Annotated in this window: 28 protein-coding genes and 1 tRNA gene; 11 read left to right on the plus strand and 18 right to left on the minus strand. The window is 67.5% G+C overall.

Annotated elements, in window-relative coordinates; genetic code table 11:
• Positions 1-29: 29 nt before the first annotated feature.
• On the minus strand, positions 30-1007 hold the full coding sequence (locus GD1_RS25435; protein ID WP_244882675.1) for a DUF4234 domain-containing protein: 978 nt from the start codon (positions 1005-1007) through the stop codon (positions 30-32).
• Positions 1008-1266: 259 nt separating this feature from the next.
• Here GD1_RS25435 and GD1_RS11460 point away from each other — a divergent pair, with 259 nt between their 5' ends.
• Entirely contained in the window at positions 1267-2943 is a 1677-nt protein-coding gene (locus tag GD1_RS11460) for a nitrite/sulfite reductase (protein WP_059037117.1), read from the plus strand.
• Here GD1_RS11460 and GD1_RS11465 read toward each other — a convergent pair whose 3' ends face one another.
• Positions 2944-3435 carry a hypothetical protein gene (locus tag GD1_RS11465; RefSeq protein WP_059037118.1) on the minus strand — a complete coding sequence of 164 codons (492 nt, stop codon included), beginning with the start codon at positions 3433-3435 and terminating at the stop codon, positions 2944-2946.
• A gap of 116 nt (positions 3436-3551) precedes the next feature.
• On the opposite strand from GD1_RS11465, the gene GD1_RS11470 reads away from it, so the two are divergent.
• Complete coding sequence (locus GD1_RS11470) at positions 3552-4214, plus strand: fasciclin domain-containing protein (RefSeq protein ID WP_053777025.1); 663 nt, start codon at positions 3552-3554, stop codon at positions 4212-4214.
• Positions 4215-4251: 37 nt separating this feature from the next.
• Positions 4252-4833, plus strand: a complete 582-nt coding sequence (locus GD1_RS11475) for a lipocalin family protein (protein ID WP_059037119.1) — start codon at positions 4252-4254, stop codon at positions 4831-4833.
• Between the two features lie 93 nt (positions 4834-4926).
• Here the strand turns inward: GD1_RS11475 and GD1_RS11480 are convergent, their stop codons facing one another.
• The 5 genes from GD1_RS11480 to GD1_RS11500 all read right to left on the minus strand — a co-directional run bounded on the left by GD1_RS11480 (position 4927) and on the right by GD1_RS11500 (position 7989).
• On the minus strand, positions 4927-6288 hold the full coding sequence (locus tag GD1_RS11480; RefSeq protein ID WP_059037120.1) for a TIGR01777 family oxidoreductase: 1362 nt from the start codon (positions 6286-6288) through the stop codon (positions 4927-4929).
• Positions 6289-6433: 145 nt separating this feature from the next.
• A tRNA-Ser gene (locus GD1_RS11485) sits at positions 6434-6524 on the minus strand.
• An 89-nt stretch (positions 6525-6613) separates the two neighbouring features.
• A complete protein-coding gene (locus GD1_RS11490) occupies positions 6614-6880 on the minus strand; it encodes a hypothetical protein (RefSeq protein ID WP_059037121.1) in 267 nt (88 codons plus the stop codon).
• A gap of 96 nt (positions 6881-6976) precedes the next feature.
• Positions 6977-7411 (minus strand): nucleoside deaminase, encoded by a 435-nt coding sequence (locus GD1_RS11495; protein ID WP_053777055.1) that lies wholly within the window; start codon positions 7409-7411, stop codon positions 6977-6979.
• A 38-nt stretch (positions 7412-7449) separates the two neighbouring features.
• The gene (locus GD1_RS11500; RefSeq protein WP_020793121.1) at positions 7450-7989 is read right to left on the minus strand and encodes a tRNA adenosine deaminase-associated protein; all 540 of its coding nucleotides are present in this window, start codon (positions 7987-7989) and stop codon (positions 7450-7452) included.
• A gap of 103 nt (positions 7990-8092) precedes the next feature.
• On the opposite strand from GD1_RS11500, the gene GD1_RS11505 reads away from it, so the two are divergent.
• Positions 8093-9055, plus strand: a complete 963-nt coding sequence (locus GD1_RS11505; protein ID WP_373855313.1) for a prephenate dehydrogenase — start codon at positions 8093-8095, stop codon at positions 9053-9055.
• 78 nt (positions 9056-9133) lie between these two features.
• Here the strand turns inward: GD1_RS11505 and GD1_RS11510 are convergent, their stop codons facing one another.
• The 4 genes from GD1_RS11510 to aqpZ all read right to left on the minus strand — a co-directional run bounded on the left by GD1_RS11510 (position 9134) and on the right by aqpZ (position 13416).
• The gene (locus tag GD1_RS11510; RefSeq protein WP_244882676.1) at positions 9134-9739 is read right to left on the minus strand and encodes a putative glycolipid-binding domain-containing protein; all 606 of its coding nucleotides are present in this window, start codon (positions 9737-9739) and stop codon (positions 9134-9136) included.
• A 63-nt stretch (positions 9740-9802) separates the two neighbouring features.
• Positions 9803-10699, minus strand: a complete 897-nt coding sequence (locus GD1_RS11515; protein WP_157079445.1) for a hypothetical protein — start codon at positions 10697-10699, stop codon at positions 9803-9805.
• An 85-nt stretch (positions 10700-10784) separates the two neighbouring features.
• Positions 10785-12479, minus strand: a complete 1695-nt coding sequence (locus GD1_RS11520) for a cation:proton antiporter (protein ID WP_059037123.1) — start codon at positions 12477-12479, stop codon at positions 10785-10787.
• 163 nt (positions 12480-12642) lie between these two features.
• Positions 12643-13416: an aquaporin Z gene (gene aqpZ, locus GD1_RS11525; RefSeq protein ID WP_059037124.1), complete on the minus strand. Its 774-nt coding sequence runs from the start codon at positions 13414-13416 to the stop codon at positions 12643-12645.
• A 308-nt stretch (positions 13417-13724) separates the two neighbouring features.
• Here aqpZ and GD1_RS11530 point away from each other — a divergent pair, with 308 nt between their 5' ends.
• The 3 genes from GD1_RS11530 to GD1_RS11540 all read left to right on the plus strand — a co-directional run bounded on the left by GD1_RS11530 (position 13725) and on the right by GD1_RS11540 (position 16267).
• Positions 13725-14513: a DUF899 family protein gene (locus GD1_RS11530; RefSeq protein ID WP_059037125.1), complete on the plus strand. Its 789-nt coding sequence runs from the start codon at positions 13725-13727 to the stop codon at positions 14511-14513.
• 165 nt (positions 14514-14678) lie between these two features.
• A complete protein-coding gene (locus tag GD1_RS11535; RefSeq protein WP_059037126.1) occupies positions 14679-14885 on the plus strand; it encodes a cold-shock protein in 207 nt (68 codons plus the stop codon).
• Between the two features lie 317 nt (positions 14886-15202).
• On the plus strand, positions 15203-16267 hold the full coding sequence (locus GD1_RS11540) for a fatty acid desaturase family protein (RefSeq protein ID WP_059037127.1): 1065 nt from the start codon (positions 15203-15205) through the stop codon (positions 16265-16267).
• 516 nt (positions 16268-16783) lie between these two features.
• On the opposite strand, the gene GD1_RS11545 is transcribed toward GD1_RS11540, so the two are convergent.
• Positions 16784-17233 (minus strand): helix-turn-helix domain-containing protein, encoded by a 450-nt coding sequence (locus GD1_RS11545; protein ID WP_059037128.1) that lies wholly within the window; start codon positions 17231-17233, stop codon positions 16784-16786.
• A gap of 96 nt (positions 17234-17329) precedes the next feature.
• The gene (locus GD1_RS11550; RefSeq protein WP_059037129.1) at positions 17330-17527 is read right to left on the minus strand and encodes a hypothetical protein; all 198 of its coding nucleotides are present in this window, start codon (positions 17525-17527) and stop codon (positions 17330-17332) included.
• Between the two features lie 210 nt (positions 17528-17737).
• On the opposite strand from GD1_RS11550, the gene GD1_RS24715 reads away from it, so the two are divergent.
• Both GD1_RS24715 and GD1_RS11555 read left to right on the plus strand, forming a co-directional pair.
• Positions 17738-17953 carry a hypothetical protein gene (locus GD1_RS24715; RefSeq protein WP_157079446.1) on the plus strand — a complete coding sequence of 72 codons (216 nt, stop codon included), beginning with the start codon at positions 17738-17740 and terminating at the stop codon, positions 17951-17953.
• A gap of 345 nt (positions 17954-18298) precedes the next feature.
• Positions 18299-19417 carry a Fic family protein gene (locus GD1_RS11555; protein ID WP_202927089.1) on the plus strand — a complete coding sequence of 373 codons (1119 nt, stop codon included), beginning with the start codon at positions 18299-18301 and terminating at the stop codon, positions 19415-19417.
• Between the two features lie 80 nt (positions 19418-19497).
• Here the strand turns inward: GD1_RS11555 and GD1_RS25760 are convergent, their stop codons facing one another.
• A complete protein-coding gene (locus tag GD1_RS25760) occupies positions 19498-19965 on the minus strand; it encodes a DUF2690 domain-containing protein (protein WP_157079447.1) in 468 nt (155 codons plus the stop codon).
• 485 nt (positions 19966-20450) lie between these two features.
• Between GD1_RS25760 and GD1_RS11560 the strand changes: the two genes are divergently transcribed.
• A complete protein-coding gene (locus tag GD1_RS11560) occupies positions 20451-20873 on the plus strand; it encodes a hypothetical protein (protein ID WP_059037130.1) in 423 nt (140 codons plus the stop codon).
• 32 nt (positions 20874-20905) lie between these two features.
• Here GD1_RS11560 and GD1_RS11565 read toward each other — a convergent pair whose 3' ends face one another.
• Genes GD1_RS11565 through GD1_RS25250 form a run of 4 tightly spaced genes read right to left on the minus strand, consistent with a single transcriptional unit; the run spans position 20906 to position 22927 of the window.
• The gene (locus tag GD1_RS11565) at positions 20906-21271 is read right to left on the minus strand and encodes a hypothetical protein (RefSeq protein ID WP_059037131.1); all 366 of its coding nucleotides are present in this window, start codon (positions 21269-21271) and stop codon (positions 20906-20908) included.
• Positions 21271-21531, minus strand: a complete 261-nt coding sequence (locus tag GD1_RS11570) for a hypothetical protein (protein ID WP_059037132.1) — start codon at positions 21529-21531, stop codon at positions 21271-21273. Before GD1_RS11570 ends, GD1_RS11565 begins: the two co-directional genes overlap by 1 nt.
• Complete coding sequence (locus tag GD1_RS11575; RefSeq protein WP_059037133.1) at positions 21528-22550, minus strand: glycine-rich domain-containing protein; 1023 nt, start codon at positions 22548-22550, stop codon at positions 21528-21530. The genes GD1_RS11570 and GD1_RS11575 overlap by 4 nt, the downstream gene beginning before the upstream one ends.
• 5 nt (positions 22551-22555) lie before the next feature.
• Positions 22556-22927 carry a hypothetical protein gene (locus GD1_RS25250; RefSeq protein WP_217997890.1) on the minus strand — a complete coding sequence of 124 codons (372 nt, stop codon included), beginning with the start codon at positions 22925-22927 and terminating at the stop codon, positions 22556-22558.
• Between the two features lie 415 nt (positions 22928-23342).
• Between GD1_RS25250 and GD1_RS25255 the strand changes: the two genes are divergently transcribed.
• Positions 23343-23620 (plus strand): hypothetical protein (locus GD1_RS25255; protein ID WP_217997891.1); only part of this gene is annotated, 278 nt, incomplete at its 3' end.

Here is a 23620-nt window from a genome sequence, read left to right on the forward strand (position 1 = left end):
GCTGCGGCCCAACCGAACAGGACTATCTGTCAGACGAACAGGGGAACCTGGGTTCCGGGTTCGACGCCGTAGCGGTCGACCACCTTGTTCAGTTCGGTCTGCATGTACCAGGTGTGGAGACCGAAGGCGAACATCAGCAGCCAGCACAGCAGCGGGTTGCACGTCTCGGGAAGCCCCGCCGCACGCTGCGCATCACGAATCCGCTTGCCCGCGTTGTTGTAGCTGATGATCGGCGCGATGATCGTCCAACCCAGGAAGATGATCACCAGCAGCGGCCCTGCCACCGGGATCTCCTTGCGCGGATCGAACTGCGCCATCTCCTTGTGGATCTTGTAGTACCAGACCAGCCCGTAGATGCCGAAGGTGATCAGCGGCAGACCGATCCACACGCCGAGCGGATTGCGATGCTTCATCGACAGCCCGTCGGCCACCGGACGCCCCGCACCGGGGGCGGGCTGCTGCGATGCGAGATGGGCCGGCACACCGTCCGACGGCGGCGGGACATGCGGCGCAGGCACATTCGGTACAGAAGCGCCGGGTGCAGGAGCGCCGGGTGCAGGAGCGCCGGATGCGGGACCGCTGGGCGGCGGTCCCGGCTGGAAGTGCGGCGGCGGACCCGGGCGGAACTGCGGCGGCGGTCCGGGCTGGAAACCCTGGGGCGGCTGACCCTGCGGCCCCTGATGCTGGGGTGCCTGATGCTGGGGTGCCTCATGTTGAGGTGCCTGATACCGGGGCGGTTGCTGCGGGGATGGTTGATGCCGGGGCGGCTCCGCGTGCCGTGGCGCATCCGCCGGAACGCCGGTCTTGGTGTAGACCGCGGTCGGGGCCGCACTCGGCGGTGGCGGGGCCGGGCGCGACACGAACTCCGTCTTGGCCTCCGACGCGGCATCCGGTGGCAATTGCGGCGGGATCGGCGTCGGGGGCGTGACCTTCTGGTTCAGGCGGGTGGCCGCTTCCGATGGACCGGCCGGTCGCTGCTCGTCTTCCGGGTTCTGCGGAGTGCTCACGCGTCGTATCATCCCCCACCAGCGGGGCCGGGACCAGCGATATCGTGCGAACGGTGGACCCCGAATCGGGCGTTCTCCCCTATCCCTTGTCTCGCCGATCCCCGAACGCGATCATCACGCCTTCCACGCGTCGCATGTCACGGCGGAGCCGATCCGCAGGTCACGGCGACGGCTTGTCGATCGGGCCGACGTCCGAGCCTTTTCGCTCAGCGTGAGCCGGAAGTCGCGACGGCTCGCTCGTGGGCGTCCCCGTCGAACTGTGACCAGGACACGCCGCGACGAAGGTCAGTGGGCGGTCGGCGGACAGGTCCCCCTCAACGACGCCGAGCAGATCAAGGCCGACGATGACGGATTGAACGTCCGTGCCCAGATCGAGGAGATCTACTCCGAGCAGGGGTGGGCGAGCATCGAGAAGACCGACCTCCGCAACCGCTTCCGATGGTGGGGTCTCTACACACAGCGCAGACCCGGCATCGACGGCGGCAAGACCGCGACCCTGGACATCGCCGACCTCGAAGACGAGTACTTCATGTTGCGCGTGCGGGTCGACGGCGGCCGTCTGTCCACCGAACAGTTGCGGACCATCGCCGACGTCTCGACCGAGTTCGCGCGCGACACCGCAGACATCAGTGACCGCCAGAACATCCAACTCCACTGGATACGGGTCGAGGACCTACCGGAGATCTGGCGCCGGCTGGAGGGTGTCGGGTTGACGACCGGCGAATCCGCCGGTGACACACCACGAGTCATCCTCGGGTCACCGCTCGCCGGAATCGCCGCCGACGAGGTCCTCGACGGGACACCGGCATCGACCGCACTGCGAGATCTCCTGCTCGCGAATCCCGAGTACTCCAACCTGCCGCGCAAGTTCACGACCGCGGTGTCGGGACTCCACGAGGTCGCACACGAGATCCAGGACGTCGCCTTCATCGGCGTCGACCACCCCGAGCACGGCCCGGGCTTCGACGTCTGGGTGGGTGGTGGACTGTCGACCAACCCGATGCTCGCCGTCCGGCTCGGCGCCTGGGTGCCGAGCGAGGACGTACCAGAGGTGTGGGCCGGGATCGTGTCGGTGTTCCGTGACCACGGATATCGTCGGGTCCGGACCCGTGCCAGACTGAAGTTCCTCGTCGCCGACTGGGGTGCGCAGCGGTTCCGCGACGTACTCGAAACGGAGTACCTCGGCCGCACGCTCGCCGACGGTCCGGGTCCGACCCGAATGGCGCGACCCCGCGACCATGTCGGGGTACAGCCACAGAAGAACGGGCTCAACGCCATCGGGGCCGCACCCACCGCCGGCCGATCGAGCGGTACACAGCTGCGGGCCGTCGCCGATGCCGCCGAGGCCGCCGGCTCCCACCGGGTGCGACCGACCCCGATGCAGAAGCTCGTCGTGCTCGACGTCGACGACGATCACGTCGCACCGCTCACCGGCGAGTTCGACCGGATCGGCCTGGCCGTCGAGCCGTCACCGTGGCGTCGCTCGACAATGGCGTGCACCGGGATCGAGTACTGCAATTACGGCCTCGTCGAGACCAAACACCGTGCAGCACAACTGATCACCGAACTCGAGCAGTCGCTGGCCGGCATCGCCGGTGGGCTCGGGACCCCGATCAGCATCCACCTCAACGGCTGCCCGAACTCGTGTGCCCGCATCCAGGTCGCCGACATCGGGTTGAAGGGGATGCGTGTCGCCGCACCGAACGGCGAGATCGTCGACGGTTTCCAGGCACATCTCGACGGTTTCCAGGTACATCTCGGCGGAAGCCTGGGCTTCGACGCGGGGATGGGACGCAAACTGCGGGGACACAAGGTGCTCTCGTCGGATCTGCACGACTACGTGACCCGCGTGGTCACCCACTACCTCCGAGAACGACTGTCGGACGAGACCTTCGCCACGTGGGTCGGCAGTGCCGACGAGCAGAAGCTCCGCTGATCACAACGACTCCCGCACAGCCGCTTTCGCCTTACGGCGAGAGCGGCTGTGCACTGTGCGTTCCGCCACGAGCCGACTCGTGCCGGGCGGTGACAAGCCACCGCTGGTCCCATCGCCCAGGTGCGGGACCGAGCGTCCTCGGGCCGCCTCGACCATCGCGGTCCACCCCTGCACCCACTGAGCAGAAGCCGGGCGCTGCTGCATCTCGTCGGGTTCGGCGCCCACCACTCGCCGCACCATCGTGCGGTCATCGACCGTCGACAACTGCTCACCGGCGCGGATCTGGATGACATCGAGGGTGATCCGCCACCGTCGTCCTCGCACCATACCCGGCAGGCTCGGCGTCGGTGGGGTCAAGATCTCGCTGCGCGCGACCCCCGGCATGGCGAACCCCGGTTCTCGGCGGCACACCCCGATCGGAGCACCTTCAGAGCTCTCGGTCACCGTGCTCGCCGCGTCGTCGGCCACCATGCTCGCCACATCGTCGGCCACCGGCCGAAAGAAATTCTTCGATTCGACCCATCCGGATCGTCGATGGCCGCGAATGGCCCTGTGACCCACCACCGTGCCGGGCCCGCCGGGCCCTCCACACAGAAAGTTGATCAACGATGGCGAACAGGACACGAAAGAGCTTGGCGCTGAGCGTTATCGCCGCAGGAGCGGTGATCGGTCTGGCCGCATGCTCCTCGGAGGACACGACCACATCCGCCGAGTCGACCTCGATGGCGTCCGAAATGACGTCGACCTCCTCCATGGCGACGAGCACCATCCCATCGGCGACCGAGCTCGTCGGACCGGGATGCGCCGCGTACGCACAGCAGGTCCCCACCGGCCCCGGCTCGGTGGCGGAGCTGCGTGATCAGCCGGTGGCCACCGCCGCAGGTAACGTCCCGGTACTGACGTCCCTGAGCGCGGCACTGTCCGGGCAGCTCAATCCGAACGTCAACCTGGTGTCGACGCTCAACGGCGGCCAGTTCACCGTCCTGGCACCGGTCGACGAGGCCTTCGCCAAGGTCGACGCCGCCACGATGGAGAAGCTCAAGACCGACTCCGACCTGCTCACCTCGGTCCTGACCTACCACGTGATCCCGGGTCAGATCGCACCCGCCGACATCGCCGGCGACCAGACCACCGTCGAGGGCGCGAAGGTCACCGTCACCGGGTCCGGAGACAGTCTGAAGTTCAACGATGCCGGCCTGGTCTGCGGTGGTATCAAGACCCAGAACGCGACCGTGTACCTGATCGACGGCGTGCTGCTGCCCCCGCAGTGATCACCGCATCCACGAGGCATCGAGAAACGGAGATCCGATGAGGAGAATTGTTCTGGGACTGTTCACCGCAGTCCTCGCCGCGGCCGGTTTCGCGGTGTCCGCCGCTCCCGCTCACGCGGGACCGCTGACACCGGTACCGCAACTCGACGTCGAACGCTACGTCGGGACGTGGTATCAGCTCGCCGCCAATCCGGCGCCCTACAACCTGGATTGTGTGCGCGACACCACCGCGAAGTACACCCTCCTCGGTGAACGGGATGTGCGCGTGGAGAATTCGTGTACGACGATCACCGGCCAGCGGCGGGGGATCGTCGGCAACGCACGCGTCAACGGCGTTGCGTCACTGCACGTCTCCTTCCCCGGAGTGCCCACGCAGGAGTCGCTCGACGGACCCAGCAACTACCTGGTGACCTACCTCGCCGATGATTACTCCTGGGCACTCGTCGGCGATCCCAGCCGTGTGTCCGGCTTCGTCCTGTCCCGGTCTCCGGCGGTCGACAAGGCGGCCTGGCAGAAGATCCGTCGAGTCGTCGAGGCCTCGGGGTACAACTCGTGCCTGATGCTGACGTCGCCGACCGCGCAGGGTCTACAGGAGATCAAGCCATTGTGCACCGTGTGAGCGGGCCGAGGGACTGACCCGTCGAGGTGGCCGGTGACCCGGTGAGGTCACCGGCCACTCGTGCGTTCGGCTCCGACGACCGCGGCCGCGCAGTCACCCCGACCCACGAATGTGGCCGAGTTGGTGACGCAGGCTGTCCTCGAGATCGGGGCGTCGGAAGGCGTGACCGCGCTCGAGCAGTATACGCGGTTGCACCCGCTGGTCGGCAAAGGCCAACTCCCGCGCGCCCTGTCGGCCCAGGAGCAACTCCGGGACCGGCGACGGCACCGGCAACAACGCCGGTCGGTTGAGTACACGCGCCAGGGTCCGGGTGTACTCGTCGTTCCGAACCGGTTCGGGTGACACCGCGTTCACCGGTCCGGCGAGCTCCGGATCGAGAATCGCCCGGTGGTAGACGTCGACCAGATCCTCGATGTCGATCCAGGACGTCCACTGCCGGCCGTCGCCGAGCCGGCCGCCGATACCCGCGGTGAACAACGGGCGCAGCAATGCAACCGTGCCGCCCCGCCCGGACTGTACGATGCCGGTGCGTACCTGCACGACGCGTAGGCCCCCGGCCTGCGCCGGTGACGTCGCCGCCTCCCAGCCGGCGACCACGTCTGCGAGGAATCCCGCGCCGCGAGAACTGCTTTCGTCGAGGAGCTCGTCGCAACGGTCGTAGCCGTACAGCCCGATCGCCGACGCCGACACGAACACACCCGGTCCGCCGCTGACCGCGGCACGCTCGGCCAGCAACCGGGTGGGTGTGATCCGGCTGTCACGGATCGCGGTGCGGTGGCCGCCGGTGAAGCGACCGGCAATCGACGCGCCGGCCAGATGGACGACGGCGTCGACCCCCTGCAGGAGGTGGTCGGCCGGATCCATCGGGTCCCAGTACCGTTCATCCGGCCCCGACGCGGGTCGCCTCACCAGTCGGACGACCCGATGCCCACCGGTGGTCAGAAAGGCGGTGAGCGCACTGCCGACGAGCCCGGATGCGCCGGTGACGGCGACGGTCACCGGGGTCGCGGCCCAGCTCCGTGCCCGATGATGGGCATCGACGTCGTCGGCGAGTTGCCGGTGCCGGTATCGGAACGTCTGCCGGAGAAGTCTCCCCGGGATCGGCGTGTCCACCCGGTCGATGACCCGCGTCCGCCCCGGATCGACCGACTCGAACTCATGGTCATGTCGCCATCGGCCGACCAGACCGACCGGGAGGGAGGCCAGACCATCGCGGCCGAGTTCATCGACGAACCGCCACGGCGGGTCGTAGGCCGCGGGTTGGTGGTCGGCGGGCCAGCGCAGACCCCCGGGCAGCCCGAGGATCGCGCGGCCGCCGGCCAACGACGACGCCTCCTCGATCACCCGCATCGGCTGCCACGGCGGCACCAGCCGCCGGATCGCACCCGGTCTGCCGTGCCAGGCGAAGACCTCATCCGGTGGCGCGTCGACGACACTCGAATACTCGATACCCATCGTGCTTCCCTTCACGCGGACCGCCCCAGCGTGGCCGGCGAATCTGCGGTTGCCTATGTCTGAGGCCCCGGGTCGGTCGCCCCAGGACTGCAGGGCGCGGGAACAAGAAATGACCCCGTACTCATCGAGAGTACGGGGCCATTTCTGGCGGTGGCGGAGGGATTTGAACCCTCGGTACGGGGTTACCGCACACAGCATTTCGAGTGCTGCACCTTCGGCCGCTCGGACACGCCACCGCGGAAAACTGTACCGCAGCACCTGCCTGAGCATTAAATCGGCTGGTCAGCGAGATGAATCGCCGGTATCAGCCCTCCCCGCGCCGATGTCAGCCGCCCAGCTTGCCCTTCAGCTCGTCGAACTTGCCCTTGGCCGCGCCGAGCGCGTCGTGCACCTTGGGGTTGGCGGCCAGCTCGTCGATCTTCTCCTTGGCGGCCCCGATGACCTCGTTGACCTTCTCGTTCTCGGCCAGCTCGGAGATCTTGCCCTTGGCCGAGTCGATCGCCTCGTTCACCTTGGGGCTGCCGGCGAGCTCGGTGATCTTGTCCTTCGCGGTGCCGATGACCTCGTTGACCTTGTCCGTCGCATCGGACATGGCGTCCTCCTGTGGTCTGGATGATGTGCCGGATTCCCCGGCCCCTCACCAGCCTCCCACCGACGACCGATCAGCGCACCACTCCGGCGACAACCGCTACCGGCGGTCGGTGAAGAAGTCCACCATCAGGGCGCGGCACGGCTCTTCGAGGATGCCGCCGCGCACCTGCGGCCGGTGCGGATGTCGCGGATCGCGCACCACGTCGTACAGCGATCCGACGGCCCCGGTCTTGGGTTCCCAGGCACCGAAGAGCAACAGTTCGACACGCGACAGCGAGATGGCCCCCGCGCACATCGTGCACGGTTCGACGGTCACCGCCAGGGTGCAGCCGGGCAGCCGCCAGCCGTCACCGAAGGCGTGGGCCGCGGCCCGCAGCGCGAGGATCTCGGCGTGGGCGGTCGGGTCTGCGTCGGCCTCGCGCCGGTTGGCCGCCCGCGCCAGTTCCACCCCGTCGGGATCGAAGACCACCGCCCCGATCGGGACGTCGTCACCCCCGGAGAGCGCGGCCGCCTCGAGCGCGGAGGTCATCATCGCCTCCCACACGACCTGCCGGCTCGCGCCGCCGGGCATCAGTGACCGAGGGTGTCGAGGACCCGCCCGAGCTCGTCGGCGAAGCCCAGACGCGCGGCGATCATCCCGATCTGCTCGTCGGCGTAGAGGTCGGTGTCGCCGACGATGACGCCCATCACCGCATCGGGCAATCCCAGGTCCGACAGGATGCCGAGATCCCCCTCCTCCCAGGGGTCGACGTCGTCGAGCTCATCGGGGTCGATGTCGGGGACATCGATGTTGAGGGCCTCGAGGACGTCGGCGGCGACGTCGTAGTCGACTCCGGCGGTGGCGTCGGAGATCAGCATCCGGGCGCCGCCGGGGGCAGGCCGGATCACGATGAAGAACTCGTCGTCGACGTCGAGCAACCCGAACACCGCGCCCGCCGCGCGCAATTCGAGCAACTGCCGTTCGGCTGCGGCGAGGTCGGACAGCGCCGGCTCCTTGAGTGCCGTCACCTTCCACTTCGCGTCCTCGCGGACCACCGCGACCGCGAAACCCTCGACGCCGTCGACGACGTCCTTGCTGTTGGAACCCGAAACCGCGCCGGCACCTGCCATGCGGTCACGGTAGCCGGAATCGGGGGTCCTCCCCAAGTCCCGAATGGTCACATCCGCCGAACTGCCGTGCCCCGGACACCGCGCGTGTGGAAATCTGGAGGGCGTGACTGAGCTCCCCAACCGGCCGGTGTGCATCCTCGGACTCGGACTGATCGGCGGATCGATGATGCGCGCGCTGCACGATGCGGGCCGAGAGGTGTTCGGCCACAATCGTTCTGCGGCCACCGTCGAGGCCGCGACCGCGTCGGGACATGATGCGTCCACAGATCTGGTCGCCACCCTGCGCCGCGCCGCAGACTCCGACGCGGTGATCGTGCTGGCCACCCCGGTCACCACGATCGAGCCGATCCTCGCGGCGATCGCCGAGCACGCACCCGGCGCTCTGGTCACCGACGTGATCAGTGTGAAGCGTCCGGTCGCCGAGATCGTCCACCGCGTGCACCCGCAGGCCCGCTACGTCGGCGGGCATCCGATGGCCGGCACCAGCCACTCCGGGTGGGCGGCGACCGACCCGGCACTCTTCACCGGCGCGATGTGGATGGTCACCACCGAGGACACCACCGACGCCGCCGACTGGGAGACCGTCGCCGACATCGCGCTGCTGCTGGGCGCCGCGGTGGTACCGGCGGCCGCCGATGCCCACGACCGGGCGGTCGCGGCCATCTCGCACCTGCCGCATCTGACCGCGGCGGCCACCGCGACGGTCGGGGCCGGGGAGAGCGATCTGGCACTGCGGCTGGCGGCCGGCAGCTTCCGCGACGGCACCCGCGTGGCCGGCACCGCACCGGCATTGCAGCGGGCGATGATCGAGGCCAACGGGGTCGCGGTCCTCAATGTGCTCAGCGAGACCATCGACCGGCTGATCGCCGCCCGCGACGAGCTGCGCGATCACGGGACCACCAGCGTCCTCGTCGACGACGGGCATCGCGCCCGGCTGGCCTACGAGTCGATGGCGCAGTCGCCGCGTGCACTGATCGCCGACGTCGAGATCGGCGCGCCCGGATGGCAGGCCGATATGCGCAGGCAGGCCCATCAGGGGCGTGTCTGGCTGGGCCGGGACGACTAGTCGGGACGACCCGGCCGGGACCGCACACCGCGACCGGCCGGGAGCCCCTGGCGGGACCACACCCGACGCGGACGGGACCTAGACGCGGGTGGCCAGGCCCGGGTAGTCGATGACGAACCCGTTCTCGTCGACGGTCAGGGCCGAGTTCGCGACCGGGGAATCCACGGTGATGGAGTCGGGGCCGGCGGTGTAGGTCAGCGTCGCCGGTTCGATCCGCGACGACGGCAGGTACACATACAGCACCGGGACCTCGACGGATCCGGTGCCGCCCGCGAGGCGGTGACGGCGGATCGGCAGTGCGTTGAACATCGGCGAGAGCGCCACGTCGACGTCCTCGGCACCGTCGAAGTCACTGCGGATCATCTCGCCACCGGCCCGGACGAGCCACTTGTTCTCCTCGTCGCGGGTGATCCCGATCTGGCTCTCGCCGTCGGCGCGGACGAGGTGGATCGACAGCCGCTTGGTGACACCGGCGTCGTTGGTGACCAGCTCATAGGAGCAGGAGAAGGCTTCTTGATCGCCGTGGGCTGCGGCGATGATGCGTCCGTAGGCCTTGACACGGGCGCCGTTGACGTTGAGCCGAACCTGCTCGAGGCGGTTGACACCCTCGTCGCCGCGCCACGTGAGCAGGGTCTTGAGGTCGCCGGCGGTGGACGTCTGGCCGGCTGTCTGCGGAGAACTCACATGACCACGGTAGCGACCCGGGGCCGCGCCCACACCACGAGCACCGCAAAACGACCACGGCGATCAGGCGATGCAGCTGGCGGTTCGCCTCGTCGAATCGGCTGCGACGGTGTCGGTGACCACCTGCTCCTGCCCCACGTTGATCGAGCACTGCGCCGACGATCCCTGCCCGACCACCACCACCAGCCGCAGCGGATTGGTGTCGGCGGTGAAGGTCAGCGTCCACGTGGGCGGCGGGCTGAACTCGGTGTGCACGCCGGTGTCGTCGACGTAGAGGATGGTGCCCGACCCCTCGATGGTCACCGTGTAGGTGACCGACTCGCCGACCGGACCGACTCCCCCGCCGGGAACCGTCGGCCGGGTGGTCCGCGGTCGGCTGGGCGTGGGTGTCCGGTTCGGGGTGAGGGTCGGCAGGGTGTACTCGTCGGTGATCGTGGCCGGCGGCAGGGTGATCTCCTCCGGCCGGTCGCGCAGCGAGTTCACCGCGACCAGCAGCAGGCCCACGACCAGCGCACCCACCACGACGAACACCCCGACGGTGGTCCCGACCCCCGGTTCGATGCCGAAGAGGCGGCGGGGCGGCGGGGTCGGTCCGTCACCGTCCGGAGGTCCGGCGGGGCCGCCCGCAGATCCGGTGGCCGGTCCGGACAGGGTCGTCGGAGAACCGGTCGCCGACGCGGCCGGCGAGCCCGGTCCGGTCGAGCCCGGGGTCATGAGGCCGGAGGCAGTGGGACCGGTCGCCGATCCTGGGATGCCCGTGCCGAGGTCGGCGGGGGTGAAGCGGGGCGCACCGGTCGGCGAGTATCCGAGCGGCGGGTAGCCGCCGGGCAGCAGCGGGACGCGGTAGTCGTCACGCGGACCCTTCGTGCCCCCGGATCCGCCCCCTTCGGATCCACCGGCAGCGGGTCCACCCACTGCGGATGATCCGCCACCGTGTGGCCGCCCGTCGGGCCCTGCCATCGTGCCCTCCATCGAATCCGGTCCCGGACATCGTGGGTCCGGTCGTCTTCCCTACGACCTTACGGGCCGGCGTCGGGCGCGGCCGCTACAGGCGACTCTCCAGGCGCGCCGACAGCCCGGCCTCCTGCAGGTCGAGGCGTTCGAGCATGGCGCGTACCGCCTCGTCCTCCACCGTCCCGGCGTCGCGCTGGTCGACCAGGGCGACGCGCTGTGCGGCGAGCACGTCGCGGTAGAGCGCGGCGAAGGCGTCGTTGCGGGCGGTGTGCGCCTCCGGATCGGGCATCTCCTCGGCATCACGGGACTGCCGGGCGACGGTCTCCTTGATGAAGGCGACGGTGTCCTCGTCGAGTCCGGCGGGCGGATTGTGCACGAAGTCGTCGATCACCTCGTCGGCGGCACCGTGCACGATCTCCTCGGCCCTGGCGGTCTGCTCGAAGTCGTAGCGCTCCTCGTCCTCGTTACGCAGGTGCAGCCGGGCGATCAGCCACGGCAGGGTGGGGCCCTGGATGAGGATGGTGCCCACCGCGACGACGAAGGCGATGGCCTGGATGGCCGACCGTTCCGGGAACGGCGAGCCGTCGGCGATGGTGAGCGGGATACCGGAGGCCGCGGCGAGGGTGACCACACCGCGCATGCCGGTCCAGGCCACCACCGTCGACTCCTGCCAGGTGAGCGGACGATTGTCGATGCGTTTGCGCCACTTCTCGCGCAGCGCAGACGGTTTCGTGTCGCGTCGGCCGGCCGCGGGCCGACGCGGATTGGACGGGACCGCCACGTCCACGGCGGTGTCGAGACGGCGGCTGACCACGCCGCGCCCGAACATCGCGAAGATGCACAACGGACGCACCACCAACACCACGACGAGCACCAAGAGTGATGCGATGATGATGTGCCACAACGATTCTCGAGCTTCACGGAGGTCCTCCACGATGAATCTCAGTTGCAGGCCGATATAGGCGAAGACGAACGCCTCGAGCAGCACGTCCACCGAATGCCAGACATACCGTTCCTGGAGTCGGGTCTGGTATCCCGCATGCACCGATCCCGATCCGACGACGAAGCCGGCCACGACCACCGCGAGCACTCCGGAGGCGTGGATGTGTTCGGCGGCGAGGAACGCCGCGAACGGCACCACGAAACCCTGCACGGTCTCCAGGGCCGGATTCTGCAGATGGCGACGAATCCAGAGGGTGAGGAAGCCGACGACGAGCCCGACGATCGGGCCGAGTACCGCGTTGTAGCCGAACAGCAGCAGCGGATTCTCGATGAAGGCGTGGGTGCTGGCGATCTGCGAGATGGCGATCGCGAACAGCGACAGCGCCGCGGCGTCGTTGACCAGGCTCTCACCGGTCAGGATGGCCATCAGTCGCTTGGGCAGCCCGAGTTTGCGGCCGATCGCGACGGCGGTGACCGCATCCGGTGGGGCGACGATGGCGCCGAGCAGCAAGGCCAGCGCGAAGGTGAACTCGGGCAACACCAGCGAGGTGATCCAGCCGACCGCGAAGGCGGTGATCACCACCATCGCGACACCGAGGCCGAGGATCGGTTTGATGTTGCGGATGAAGTTGGGCACCGAGAAGCCCAGCGCCGCCGAGTAGAGCAGCGGCGGCAGCACGACGGTGAGCAGGATCTCCGATTCGAGTTCGACGTGCGGCATACCCGGGATGAACGAGACCGCCAGGGCGACCACGACGATGATCAGCGCGGGCTGCATGCCACGCCGGTCGGCGATCGCGGTGACGATCACGGCGCCGACGAGGACGAGGATCAGCAATTCCATGGAGAGTGATTCTGTCAGCCGGTGTCCGTTTCCGTCGGACTCGCACCGGCCGACCGAACGACCGACGACGCCGCGAACCGCCCAGGGGATGTCCGTGCGGCGGACATCGGGATCCGGACGGTTCGCCTGGTGAGGGGCGATTTCTGCCCCGGCGTCGAGTGTTCTAGGAAGCACTCACCTCCTGCTTTGCCGCACCGAACCGGAACTTTCCGTCCTCGAACAGCAGCGGGTAGACCAGGCCCCCGACGAGGCCGCCGATCAGCGGCGCCACCCAGAAGACCCACAGCTGGCCGGGTGCGCCGTCACCGTTGAAGAAGGCGACCGCGGTGGAGCGGGCAGGGTTGACCGAGGTGTTGGAGATCGGGATGGAGATGAGGTGGATCAGGGTGAGGGTGAGACCGATGGCCAGCGGCCCGAAGCCGCCGGGCGCCCGGCCGTCGGTGGCACCGAGGACCACGATCAGGAAGAACGCGGTGAGCAGGATCTCGGCGATGATCACCGCTGCGAGGGTGTAGTGGCCGGGACTGTGCTCACCGTAGCCGTTGGCGGCCATGTTGCCGGTGGCCTCCCAGCCGGGCTTGCCGGATGCGATCCCCCACAGGGCGAGGCCGGCGAGCAGGCCGCCGGCGACTTGTGCGATCCAGTAGCCGGGTAGGTCCTTCCACGAGAGCCGGCCGCTGATGGCGGCGCCCAGGGTGATGGCGGGATTGAAATGTGCACCGGAGATGTGTGCCAGGGCGTAGGCCATGGTGACGACGGTCAGACCGAAGGCCAGCGCGACACCGAGGAAGCCGACGCCGAGCTGGATCAGCGTGCCCTTGTCGTCGCCCTCGGCCACCTGCTTCGCCGCGAAGATCGCGGTGCCACAGCCACCGAAGACCAGCCAGAACGTGCCGAAGAGTTCGGCGAGATATTTGTTGATCGGTTCGGGGATCATTCGCGATACCTTCCACAGAACGGGGAATGTGAGGCATGCTGACGTGAGTCACATCAGCAACTCCTGAGACTTGCGTAACGCAATTCAAACATCCGCCGGCGTGAATCGCCTAGGCGGAACCGGTCCCGGTGACCACTCTGAGACCAGACCGTGCCATCCCGTTGGCGCCCATGTCACCGAACCGATGCCAAACGGTCGAATCGCCCATCCGATGAGTCCTGCGCCGCCCACCGGTCTGTCCCCACAGCCGGGTGCCGCAGTCCCGGCGCCCGGCGAACCATCCGGGACGAACCATCCGGGAGGACACCATGACCTTCATCTCCACCCCGCGCCCTGACGATCTGCCCGGCCGGCCGGCGATCGTCGACCACGCCACCTGGCAGAGCGCCGTCGACGACCTGCTCGTCCGCGAGAAGGCCCACACCCACACCGGCGACCGGCTCGCGGCCGAGCGGCGCCGGCTGCCGATGGTGGAGTTCGACGGCACCGTCGAGGTGGTCGGCGCGGCCGGCCCGATCCGGTTCATCGACCTGTTCGACGGGCGCGACGAGCTCGCCGTCTACAAGCACATGTGGCATGACGGTGCGCCGCATCAGGGCCAGTGCGAGGGCTGCACCGTCACCGCATGGCATCTGCAGGACGCCACCCCGTATCTGGCCGCACGCGGGGTCTCGTCGGCGATCTTCACCGTCGGCGTCCAGGACGAGGTGGAGCCCTACACCGATTTCATGGATTACCGCGTCCCGTGGTTCTCGGTGCGCGGGCTCGACGAGCCGATCGGCGGTGACATGGGTTTCTACACCGTCTACCTGCGCGACGGCGATCGCACCTTCCTCACCTACCGGACCACCGGCCGCGGCCTGGAACCCCTGGCCGGCGCCTTCGGAGCGCTCGACCGGACACCGTACGGACGCGGCGAGACCTGGGAGGACACCCCGCAGGGCGGGCCCGAGGGCGACCATGCGTGCTGGTACTGGCGCCGCGACGCCGACGGCAACGCGACCTGGGGTCCGACGGGACGACCGACACCGCAGTGGACCCGGCCCGACGCCACACCGGAGACCACCCTCGGACGCGACGGGTCGGATGCGGGGTAGATCCACCGCGCTGCGACACGGCCCACGATCGCCGTTCCGAGCCGAGCGGATGCTCGTGACGTCGATTCCCGGGCCAACCGCAGCGCGATTCGCGAATCCATGAGACAATGGACACGTGGGGTCCAGTCTTTGGCCCTACGCACTGAAGAAAGTAGCAACAACAGCATGGAACAAGGAACCGTCAAGTGGTTCAACGGCGACAAGGGCTTCGGCTTCATCGCCCCCGACGACACCTCGAAGGGTGACGTCTTCGTCCACTACTCCGCCATCGCGGGCAGCGGATACCGCAATCTCGAAGAGTCCCAGCGCGTTCAGTTCGAGATCGAACAGGGCAACCGCGGGCCCCAGGCCGTCAACGTGACCGTCGTCTGACCTCTGGTCGACGTCTGACACCTCAACACCCCGGCAGTGCCGGGGTGTTGTGCATTTCCGGGGTGGGTCAACCACCGTGGCGGCCGCCACCGGTGAGCGCCCGCCCCCGCCTTTTCCCTGTCACCGGCCCCGAGAATCGGCGTGGCCGGCACCATCGCTCCTGTACTGTCGAGACAACAGAAGGCGTATCCGCCCGAGCGGCCCCATTCCGTACATCCACGCACCGACGTGCGTTCTCAACCCTCCGCCTTGACACAACCGGTCTCGGTGTCCCAATGGACGAATTCCATGTACCCAGCCGAAAGCATCGAGGCGCCTTGTCGCACACCGACCAGACCCGTACCCGCAGCAATCGCTATGTGAGCACCTACACCGAGTTGGCCGCAGAGGTCCGCGCCTCGGGGCTCCTCGAACGCAGGCGCACCTACTACCTCGTCCGCATCACTGCCACCACGGTGAGTTTCGTGGCCGCGTGGGCGGCGGTCGTGCTCATCGGGAGCTCCTGGGCACAGATCGGCATCGCCGTCGTGCTCGCCGTGATCAGCACCCAGTTCGGGTTCCTCGGACACGACGGCGCACACCAGCAGATCTTCGCCTCCAAGGTGGCGAACGAATGGACGGCACGCCTCGTCGCGTCCCTGGGCGCCGGGCTGTCACTGCACTGGTGGCGCAACAAGCACAATCGTCACCACAAATCGCCGAATCAGATCGGCGTCGACCCCGATATCGACGGCGGCCCGATCGCATTCGTCCCGGAGGTCGCCGCCACCCGCTCCGGTGCATATGCATGGTTCACCCGACGGCAGGGGTGGTTCTTCGTCCCCCTGCTGACACTGGAGGCGGCGGCACTCCATTCGGCAAGCATCCAGGGCCTTCTGTCGAGAACTCCTGTCCCGCACCGGATTCTGGAGTTGTCTTTGGTCATCGTTCGGCTCGCCGTGGGATTCGCGGTGCCCTTCCTGGTCATGACCGTCGCCCAGGCAATCGTGTTCATCCTGGTCCAGCTGGCGGTCTTCGGCCTGCTGCTGGGTGGTGCTTTTGCACCCAATCACAAGGGAATGCCGTTGGTTCCCAAAGATATTCGTGTGGACTTCTTGCGCAGGCAAGTCCTGATGTCACGCAATATCCGAGGCGGGCGGGTCACCGACTTCATGATGGGCGGCCTGAACTATCAGATCGAACATCACCTGTTTCCGAGCATGCCTCGCCCGAACCTGGCCAAGGTCCGCCCACTCGTCCGAGCCCATTGTGCGCGCCATTCGGTGACCTACACCGAGACTTCGCTCCTCGAGTCCTACGCGATCGTCATCCGCTACCTCAATCAGGCCGGTCTCGGCGATCGCGACCCCTTCACCTGCCCGCTCGTCCGGATGTACCGGTGACCCGACGATCCACCGGGCTCACGGAGGCCTGCGCGCTCATCCCGGTGCCGTCCGAGGTCGTCGGGGTGCACAATCCACCTCACCGAGTGTCCTGACGCCGGCCAGGCCTACTGCGGCGGCCACCCCGAACCGGCCCCTGCGGACCGAGACCGTCGTTCAGAAGGTGCACGCAGAGCTGCCCGTCGCATGCGCCGTTCACGCAACCGGCAACTCCCGTGGACCACAGCAGTGCGGGTTCAAGGTGCCGCGAGAGCAACCGGATCACAGTTGAACCTCCTCGCACAGAAAAAGCCCCAGGCGATCCGACCATCGAAATGGTGTCTCACCTGGGGTTTCTTTGTGCGCCCGTAGGGATTCGAACCCCAAACCTTCTGACCCAATCCGGCGGTGACATCAGGACCAAGGAAGTCCGACCTGAGACATAGGGGCAGGTCACCGCGCGCGCCGAGTCGCGTCCAGTCCGGGACACTGGCGTAAATCCGACCATTTCGGGTGGGTTAGGGGGGCCCCACTCCGTCAGTGAGCAGTGCTGGCCAACGCAGCGACAGACGCCTCGGTGATCAGATTCCGGCCACCGACCATCTTCGCGGTCAGGCGCCCCGCCCCGATGGCCTTGTGGACGGCCTGCCTGCTGATCCCGAGACGTTCCGCAGCGGCCGCGACCGACAACGTCGGCACTGACGTCAGGCGGTCGACCATCGTGTCCCAGTCCGCCGTCGGCAGCACGTGCAACGACCGCAGCGATACGCCCGTCGGGATGAGTACCCGCGCCGCGATGACCGAGTGGGCCGTGGTGACAGCCTCCGAGCCGTCCCGGGCCCCGAGGGTGTATGTCACCTCGATCCTTCCGTTGTCGTCCTCGCTCACCGCCGGCGAATACGTCGTCAGCGCGTCGACGATGGTGTCGATGTTCTCGTCGGTGGCTGCGACGTCGCCGAGAACGGCGATCGCGTTGAACTCCTCCATGATTCCTTCCCTCTCTGTGTTGCGAGGACGTGGCGTGATGGTGCACCGTGGGTGGTGGTCCGGGGGCGGCTCCTACGCCCCCGGACCCCAGCATCCCTACTGCCGCGGTACGTACCCCGCGCGCTTGAGGGCTGCCATCGCGTTCAGCGATGCGCGCCGATCGCTCGGCGTGCCCGACAGGGTGGTCACCCTGCGACCGTCGCGGTAGACCATGATGTGGCTTTTCGCGGTGGTCCTGATCTCGAACCCCTGCTGCTGAAGGTCTTTCAGCAGCCTCTTGGTGTCCTTGTCCACGCTCACCTCCTCTCTTGAATTGTGTCTACAGCTTAACCCGTTTGGTTGTCGTGTGTCAACCCATTCGGTTTACGGATCGAAGAAGGGGCCCCGACCCTTTCAGGCCGGGGCGGGGGTTGTCAGGCCGCGTACTCGGCGAGCTCCATCAGGATTTCCATCTCGGCCTGGGCGGTGGCCTACAGCCCCCCCACTGCTCGCCGTGTGGGCGGCATGGGCCGGGATCACCGGGTGGGCGGCCGTCGTCGCGCACCGCAAGCACGCGTGACCTACCAGGTCGGCGACCGCGTCCGGGTGATCGAACTCGACACCGCGGGCCGGGTCGTCGATGTGCTCGATGACAACTCCCCAGCGCTGGTGATCGTCGACCTGCACGGCAGTGACGACCGGATGTGCCTGATGGTCGACAGCATCGAGCACATCGACTGACCGTGGACCACCATCAACGACGGCGAAACGGTACTGCTTGGCAGAACTCGCGGGCGAACCGACACTCATCGCCACTGGCGTCGGCGGGTAGACGAGATGCTGGCCAATGGTGGCCGATGGGTCCAGCCGGACCGGGTGATTATCGGACTCGCCGTCGAGTGCGACGACGTTAATTTCACCGCTGTGATCTAACGCCGTCGGCCTCTCGCGTTAAATCTCGCTGTTAGTATTAACGTCGACCGCCACCTGGCGGATGGGTTTGAACGCGTGAGGGGCGTGACGTTAATAGTGCAGGTAGATCGGTTTGAAAACTCGCCTATCGGACGTCTCGTTCCCATCGCGGGCATGGATCACATGCTCGGAGAGGCTTACGCGCATCACGCGTACGTACCCGCGCCACTTCCATCGGACATCACGTTGGCCGCTCGGTCCGTCAAGCTATTGGAAGAGGCCGCCAGGGCGCTCGGCGCGCTGGATAGCAAAGTGCAACTCCTACCCAATCCGACGCTCCTAGTACGGCCGTCACTGCGGAAGGAAGCGGTATCGACGACGGCGCTCGAGGGTACGTTCGCACCACTCGCGGAAGCGCTCGGAGCCGACTACGTCGATGAGAAGCGCCAAAGCGCCGAGATCCGCGAGGTTATGAACTACGTGCGCGCGGCAACCCAGAGCATCACATTGCTGGACAAACTGCCGATCTGCGTCAAGATGCTCGCCCAGCTGCAGGCGACTCTCGTGCGCGGCACGCGCGGCGACCAGTACGATGCTGGCCAGCTACGCCAGCGGCAGGTTTGTATCGGGCAGCAGGGACGCGGCGTCTCGGCGTCTCGGTTCGTCCCCCCTCCGAACGGCGACATCCTGGTCGACGGCATCAGCGAGTGGGAGAAGTGGGTCAACGCGGAAGATGATCTTCCCCTGTTGGTGAAGGTAGCTTTGGCTCACTATCAGTTCGAGACCTTGCACCCGTTCAGCGATGGCAACGGGCGTCTTGGACGTCTCATCATCACCCTCCAGCTCATGCAGGCCGGCGTGTTGAAGTACCCCATCTTGAACCTCTCGCCCTGGTTCGAGCCGCGTCGGGATCAATACATCGATCACCTGCTCGATGTCAGCGCCAGCGGCGACTTTGAGCCGTGGATCAATTTCTTCTGCGATGCGGTCGTTGCGCGCGCCAAGGCGGCAACCGAGGCGATCTCAGCAATGCTCGACATCCGCGAGACGTTCGTAGACATGCTCAAACGCAAGCGCGCTTCGGGGATGGTGCTGGACTTGGCTTCGGACCTGATCGGCTTCCCTTACATCTCAGCGAGCGAAGCCGCGGAGATGTATGACGTCAGTTACCCCACGGCGAACAACGCGATCGCGAAGTTGGTTGATCACGGCATCCTTGAGGAGATCACCGGTCGGGACTACGGACGGGTCTTCCGGTGTCCTCGCGTGTATGAGATTATCGCTCGCGCGTAAATAGCGGTGAGCTCAACAACACCACAGAAAAGTGAACACCGCCCCGACCGTGATGGCCGGGGCGGTGTCGTGTGCGCTCGCTACCAGACCGTGCAGCCCGTGCTCCAGCCGCCGTAGACAGCTCGGGAGCACTTGTTGCGGCTGTAGATCTGGGCGGTGTAGTAGGTACCCGGTTCGCGCGGCTGCCATGCGTGTGCCTTTCGGTACCCGTCGCTCTGAACAACCGCGAGGATGCTCCCACTGGACGCAGCGTGGTCAGTGAGAACCAGCCGCGCCCACCGGGTAGCGCATGAGCGTGAGATCCACAGTTCCAGACGGCCGGCCGAGGCGCTTTGATCGTAGTAAGAGCTGCCTGGGGAGGATGTTCGAACGGTGGCAGAACCCCACCGGTAGGAGTTCGCCGAGCAGCCTGTCGAGTAGGGATTCTTCCCCGAGCAGTAGTCGCCGTAGCAACTCGGAGCCGCCGCCGCCTGCGGCGCAGCGGGCAAGATCGCGAAGACCATAAGAGCACCGAGGACAACACACAGTCGCAGGATGAATCGATTCATGCTCCGACGCTATCGGCCACACCTCGTGAGTACGCTGCACCTGGCGACAATTCAGCCGATCGAGTGAACCGTGATTGATCGATCGTCCTGATCAATCGATCGTCCTGATGATGAGAGTGACGACGCGGCCGTCGAAGAACGGGCCGCGTCGCCGCTCAACCGGCGTCAGCCACCCCGAACGTCTCCGCGGCGGGCGTCGCGCACGATCACCTTATGTCACGAATCGGTCACGAGTCCGGATAGTTCGAGATCATCGGTCCCGCAGTGGATGAGTACGTGCGATACAGCCCCAACGACAAAACCGCCCCGACCGTGATGGCCGGGGCGGTGTCGTGTGCGGGGTCGTCGGACTTCGTATTTGGGGCGGGGAGTACCTTCTGAGGCGTAGTGTTGTGGCTACGTCGGATTTCACACCTGGCGGGCACCCGCCAGCGGCCCCGATGAAGCAATGGCCACACGCACTGCGGTCAGTCAGGTGAACTCTCATGATCACCACTTCCCGAATTCTCAACACAACCCCACGCAGCCATCTCTATGGGCACGCCCGCGACTACCACCGAGCACGACCAGGACACTCCGCCCGCCCAGAGATCATCGTGTCGAGCATTCAAGAAGAAGATGCCCGACACGTACCCGGGGACCTGCTCGCAGAATGGGACATCTTGTTCCACGCCGACACAACCTCCGAACGCGCCATTGGTGACCTCCTGGCCCGCCGGACCGTGCGGCGCGCCCGCCACTCACGAACATCGGTCCTCGATGGCGACTCACACCCCATCATTCTGCTAGCCACCGACATACCCCGCTCAGCCGCAGCCGACGTGTGGCAACGAGTGTTCTTGGCGGCCGAACGCGGCGGAACCCTGTCCGATGTGCTGCTCGAAGCCGACACCACGCGCCGACCGTGATGGCCGGGGCGGTGTCGTGTGCAGGGCGGGGGTCAGAGTCCGCGGTACCGCAGGATCGGCGTCACATCGACAGAGAAGGCCTGCGATCCGTCATTCACCGTGAGCGCGACGGGCAGGGCCTCGGTGCGGAGCAGGGTTGTCCCGTTGTGCACGCCGTAGCGGTCGATGACGGTGCCGTTGGCCACCGTCGACGCCGGCACCGTGATCGTGCCCGTCGACCCGATGATCTTGGCCCAGTCGTAGCCGTCTTCGGTGACCTTTGCCGCCGATCCCCAGGTGGTGTCGGCGTAGACGGTGCCGACGCGGGTGGCGCCGACGTACAGGCCGATCCGGTTGCCGAGGGCGGCGATCGCGTTGGCACACGCATTCCGGTGGGCGTCGGTGTAAGTGCTGGCCATCAGATGGTCCTTTCAGCGATGTAGATCGGGATCTGCGGGTCCGGATAGCGGCCCGCGGTCAGGGAGTAGCTGTGCTCGGTGGCGTCAGCGGCGGTACGCATGGTCAGGACCTCGCCGCTCCTGCGGGCGCGGTACTCACTGTCGCCGACCTCGGTCCACGAGTCGGTGACGGTGTCGGCCCACTCGCCATTGAGCAGGAACGCGGTCGGCCAGTAGTCGTCGTGGGGTGGCGAATCAAATGCGGTGGGATCGACGATCATTGGCCCACCCTCACCCATGCCTGACCTCGTGCTCCCTTGACTCCGTTGCCGGCGGCAGCCGCACCACCCTGCCCACCCGCCCCCGGTACACCCGAGTTGGCGGCACCGCCCGTGTAGGTGACGCCCCAGAAGGTGGTGTCGCCGGGTGATTCGCCGGTACGTGACCCGCCGGTCCCCGCACCACCCGCACCGCCGACCGCGGTCAGCGTGCCGACGCCGGTGATCGTGGCAGTGGTGGCCGACCCGGGCGATGAGTTGGTGGGGAACGCGCCACCGTTGGTCCCCGCACCACCGTCACCGACGGTGATGGTGATCGCGATGACAGTCCAGCCGATGTCGACACCACGCACGAGACGGACAGTCGACCATCCGGCAGCCTTCCCGCCGTTACCGGAGAGCACGAACCCGGCACCGTTACCGCCGCCACCCCCACCGATGAGGACGATGTCGACCCACAACGCCCACACCGGGATCGTGAACGTCGAGGTACCGACCGTGGTGAACGCGACCGTCCACGGCGCATCGACCGGGGCGCGGAATCCGGCTGTCGCGAGGTCCCCTGTCCCGCCGGCGTCCCGGACGGTCATGCTCGGCCGGAGCGTGGTCAGATCACCCAGCAGCGCGCTGTCCCGGCCGGGCACCGAGAGTCGCGCAGTCGCGCGGTCCGCAGCCACACCACTGTCGGTGCCACGCACACCGAGACGAGCAGCACCGTCGGCGACACCGGCCTCCCGGACAGGCAACCTAGCTCGCGCGGTCGCCGCATCCCCGAGCAGGACGCCGTCGCGCGCCACCAGCCGGGGTGTGATCACCGCGCGGCCATCCGCGACAGCGTTGTCCCGGACCGGGGTGTCCAGGACGGCGACCGCCGAGTCCGCGGCGACCGCGTCATGTCTGGCCGAGGATTGCGGCACCCACCACCAGCCGCGGCGCACCTCGGCGACCGCGTGGTCGGGGCCGTCGATCGTCCAGCCCTGGCGGGTGAGGGCGTCGACGGTGGGGCCGTCAGGGGTCCACATGACTGTCACCACTGGTAGTAGAGGACGACGCCGCCGGCCTGAGCCGGGGTCGAGCCGACACCGCCGGCTCCCAGTCCGTGCGTGAAAGAGGTTGCGCCGAACTGGATGCTGGCCGCTGACACGTTGCCGCCGGTGCCGCTGGACACACCGGAGAAACTTGTGTGCCCTCCGTAGCCGCCGACACCACCATTGCCGCCACCCGACCCTGTCGCGTCACCGCCCGCACCGCCGGGACCACCATCCTTGGATGCGGCCGTGCCGGCCGTGCCGACAGCACCGGTCGCACCGTTTGACCCGCCGGCGGCTGCCCCCGCGGCCCCCACAGTGCCGGCCGTGCCGCCAGTGACAGTGTCGCTGGCGCGGAGGATGATCGCCACCTCGACCAGACCTCGACCGCCTTGTCCGCCAGCTCCACCAGAGCCCTGCCCTCCGCTGCCCCCGGCACCACCAGTACCGCCGGCGTTGGTTGTTGCGCCGCCGCCGACGACGCCGTTGGATCGTCCACTTGACCCGGAGCTCCCCGAACTCCCGGCTGAGCCATTGTTGCCACCCTGGCCTCCATCACCACCGGCAGTCCCATACCCGCCCCAGCCTCCCCGGCCGCCATCTCCGTGGTTGGCGAGGTTGCCCGCCGCGCCGGTGTATCCATTTCCGCCGCGCCCGCCCGTGCCGCCAGACCGGCCCGCCGCCCCGTTACCGCCCCATCCGCCGCCGCCCTGGATCACCCAGGCGCGGGCGTACCGGAGTCCGTCCGGCCTCGTCCAGGATGTCCCGGGAGACAGGAGATCCCAGGTGGCATTGTTGATGAACGCCTCCCGGAATTTGGTGTCGTCGACGGGGATCGTCGACGAGGACCCCCACCCGAAGAATCCTGGATCAGCTTCGGCGAACCAGGACCATCCGGCCAACGAGTTGCACGTGACGGTCTTGCCGTCCGTCGTCAGGCCATCACCGAACAACGCGCCGGTGGCGATCAGCTCTTGGGTCTGGCTGAAGTCGACCATCGCGGTGACGGTGATCTGGTTGCTGACCAGGCCACTGATCACACCCTTGACATACACGTGGCTCTA

The sequence above is a fragment of the Gordonia desulfuricans NBRC 100010 genome (genome assembly GCF_001485495.1).
In the GTDB taxonomy this organism is placed as follows: Bacteria; Actinomycetota; Actinomycetes; order Mycobacteriales; family Mycobacteriaceae; genus Gordonia; species Gordonia desulfuricans.

Coding starts and splice junctions, on each gene's coding strand:
- GD1_RS11575 (WP_059037133.1), bottom strand. CDS start 22,550: ATGTGGACCCCTGACGGCCCCACCGTCGACGCCCTCACCCGCCAGGGC.
- GD1_RS11530 (WP_059037125.1), top strand. CDS start 13,725: ATGACCTTCATCTCCACCCCGCGCCCTGACGATCTGCCCGGCCGGCCG.
- GD1_RS11520 (WP_059037123.1), bottom strand. CDS start 12,479: ATGGAATTGCTGATCCTCGTCCTCGTCGGCGCCGTGATCGTCACCGCG.
- GD1_RS11515 (WP_157079445.1), bottom strand. CDS start 10,699: ATGGCAGGGCCCGACGGGCGGCCACACGGTGGCGGATCATCCGCAGTG.
- GD1_RS11500 (WP_020793121.1), bottom strand. CDS start 7,989: ATGGCAGGTGCCGGCGCGGTTTCGGGTTCCAACAGCAAGGACGTCGTC.
- GD1_RS25760 (WP_157079447.1), bottom strand. CDS start 19,965: ATGAATCGATTCATCCTGCGACTGTGTGTTGTCCTCGGTGCTCTTATG.
- GD1_RS24715 (WP_157079446.1), top strand. CDS start 17,738: ATGGGCCGGGATCACCGGGTGGGCGGCCGTCGTCGCGCACCGCAAGCA.
- GD1_RS11470 (WP_053777025.1), top strand. CDS start 3,552: ATGGCGAACAGGACACGAAAGAGCTTGGCGCTGAGCGTTATCGCCGCA.
- GD1_RS11475 (WP_059037119.1), top strand. CDS start 4,252: ATGAGGAGAATTGTTCTGGGACTGTTCACCGCAGTCCTCGCCGCGGCC.
- GD1_RS11555 (WP_202927089.1), top strand. CDS start 18,299: ATGGATCACATGCTCGGAGAGGCTTACGCGCATCACGCGTACGTACCC.
- GD1_RS11490 (WP_059037121.1), bottom strand. CDS start 6,880: ATGTCCGATGCGACGGACAAGGTCAACGAGGTCATCGGCACCGCGAAG.
- GD1_RS11480 (WP_059037120.1), bottom strand. CDS start 6,288: ATGGGTATCGAGTATTCGAGTGTCGTCGACGCGCCACCGGATGAGGTC.
- GD1_RS11560 (WP_059037130.1), top strand. CDS start 20,451: ATGATCACCACTTCCCGAATTCTCAACACAACCCCACGCAGCCATCTC.
- GD1_RS11565 (WP_059037131.1), bottom strand. CDS start 21,271: ATGGCCAGCACTTACACCGACGCCCACCGGAATGCGTGTGCCAACGCG.
- GD1_RS11535 (WP_059037126.1), top strand. CDS start 14,679: ATGGAACAAGGAACCGTCAAGTGGTTCAACGGCGACAAGGGCTTCGGC.
- GD1_RS11570 (WP_059037132.1), bottom strand. CDS start 21,531: ATGATCGTCGATCCCACCGCATTTGATTCGCCACCCCACGACGACTAC.
- aqpZ (WP_059037124.1), bottom strand. CDS start 13,416: ATGATCCCCGAACCGATCAACAAATATCTCGCCGAACTCTTCGGCACG.
- GD1_RS11545 (WP_059037128.1), bottom strand. CDS start 17,233: ATGGAGGAGTTCAACGCGATCGCCGTTCTCGGCGACGTCGCAGCCACC.
- GD1_RS11495 (WP_053777055.1), bottom strand. CDS start 7,411: ATGATGACCTCCGCGCTCGAGGCGGCCGCGCTCTCCGGGGGTGACGAC.